The 2,306-nt window shown below is 42.8% G+C and carries 1 protein-coding gene; it reads left to right on the top strand.

All coding sequences use genetic code 11. The features are described from left to right. Nucleotides 1-2,306, top strand: a 2,306-nt coding sequence (locus PXD56_RS18585; RefSeq protein WP_276494818.1) for a hypothetical protein, incomplete at both ends; no start/stop codon positions are given.

Raw genomic sequence — 2,306 nt, 5'->3', positions numbered from 1 at the left:
TTGGTAGACAATGCGGACGGAACATTTACCTATACCAATGAAGACGGAGTAGTAACAACATTCGATGCTAAGCGTTCAACTGTTCTGGATAACGGAGATGGTACATTTACAATCACGGATGACTCAGGAAACTCGGCAACAGTAGATACAAACAATACGGTAACTACTTTGGTAGATAACGGCGATGGTAGTTTCACGTACACATCGGAAGATGGTACGGTAACAACATTTACGGAAACAAACTCTACATTGGTAGACAATGCGGACGGAACATTTACCTATACCAATGAAGACGGAGTAGTAACAACATTCGATGCTAAGCGTTCAACTGTTCTGGATAACGGAGATGGTACATTTACAATCACGGATGACTCAGGAAACTCGGCAACAGTAGATACAAACAATACGGTAACTACTTTGGTAGATAACGGCGATGGTAGTTTCACGTACACATCGGAAGATGGTACGGTAACAACATTTACGGAAACAAACTCTACATTGGTAGACAATGCGGACGGAACATTTACCTATACCAATGAAGACGGAGTAGTAACAACATTCGATGCTAAGCGTTCTACGGTATTGGATAACGGAGACGGTACATTTACGATTACAGATGATTCAGGTACTACCGCAACTCTTGATACAAATCAAGTTGCTGGATCATTAGTGAATAATAACGATGGTACAATAACATATACAGATGGTACCGGTTCTTCTCAAACGTTAGGTTTGGTAAGTGCTAATGCGAATAATGATATTCAAGTTGGAACAGACGGAGGTTTATATTTAAATGTTGCTTCTGTAACAATTGATGAAACCATTACAACTTTAGGTGACAATGCGGACGGAACATTTACCTATACCAATGAAGACGGAGTAGTAACAACATTCGATGCTAAGCGTTCTACGGTATTGGATAACGGCGATGGTACGTTTACGATTACGGATGATTCAGGAAATTCAGCGATTGTAGATACGAACAATACGGTAACAACCTTAGTAAATAATGGCGATGGTAGTTTCACGTACACATCGGAAGATGGTACGGTAACAACATTTACGGAAACAAACTCTACATTGGTAGACAATGCGGACGGAACATTTACCTATACCAATGAAGACGGAGTAGTAACAACATTCGATGCTAAGCGTTCAACTGTTCTGGATAACGGAGATGGTACATTTACAATCACGGATGACTCAGGAAACTCGGCAACAGTAGATACAAACAATACGGTAACTACTTTGGTAGACAATGGTGATGGTAGTTTCACCTATACAAATGAAAGCGGTACTCCAGTATTGTTTAGAGCGTCAACAATTACCGATAATTTAGACGGAACATCAACTGTTGTTTTAGCCGATGGCGGAACGATTACGATTGATAATGATGGAGTAGATAATGTTGATGATGCTGATAATGATCCAAATAATGAGGATCAGACGGTAAGTGCTGGTACAGGAATTTCAGTTAGTCAAAGTGGGGATGATTTTGCGGTAACCAATACTGCTCCTGACCAAACAGTAAGTATAGCAGATGGTGGAAATGGAAATGTAACGGTAGGCGGAAGCTATCCAAACTTTACTATAGATGTACCGGATGCAACTATAGATACCGATGAACAAGATTTACAATTAACAGGTGATAATCTGACATTGACCAATGACCCAACTGCTGCTGCAATCGATTTATCGGATTATAGAGAAACTGTAGTTGGTACAGGAGATATTTCTGTTGTAGATGATGGAAATGGTAACTATACTGTTAACTATGTTGATGGTGATAATGATAATCAAAACGAAATAGAATTACCAACAGGAGGAACTAACGGGCAAGTATTGTCTACAGATGGTTCGGGAACATATACATGGGTTGACACAGATACAGGTCCACAGGGAGAAAAAGGAGACCAGGGCGACCAAGGTATCCAGGGCATCCAAGGAGAGAAAGGAGACCAGGGCGACCAAGGTATCCAGGGCATCCAAGGAGAGAAAGGAGACCAGGGCGACCAAGGTGTCCAGGGTATCCAAGGAGAGAAAGGAGACCAGGGCGACCAAGGTATCCAGGGCATCCAAGGAGAGAAAGGAGACCAGGGCGATCAAGGTATCCAGGGCATCCAAGGAGAGAAAGGAGACCAGGGCGACCAAGGTATCCAGGGTATCCAAGGAGAGAAAGGAGATCAGGGCGACCAAGGTATCCAGGGCATCCAAGGAGAGAAAGGAGATCAGGGCGACCAAGGTATCCAGGGTATCCAAGGAGAGAAAGGAGATCAGGGCGACCAAGGTATCCAGGGCATCCAAGG

Source organism: Maribacter zhoushanensis, assembly GCF_029350975.1.
Lineage (GTDB): Bacteria > Bacteroidota > Bacteroidia > Flavobacteriales > Flavobacteriaceae > Maribacter > Maribacter zhoushanensis.
This window is presented reverse-complemented; position numbering and strand designations above follow the sequence as displayed.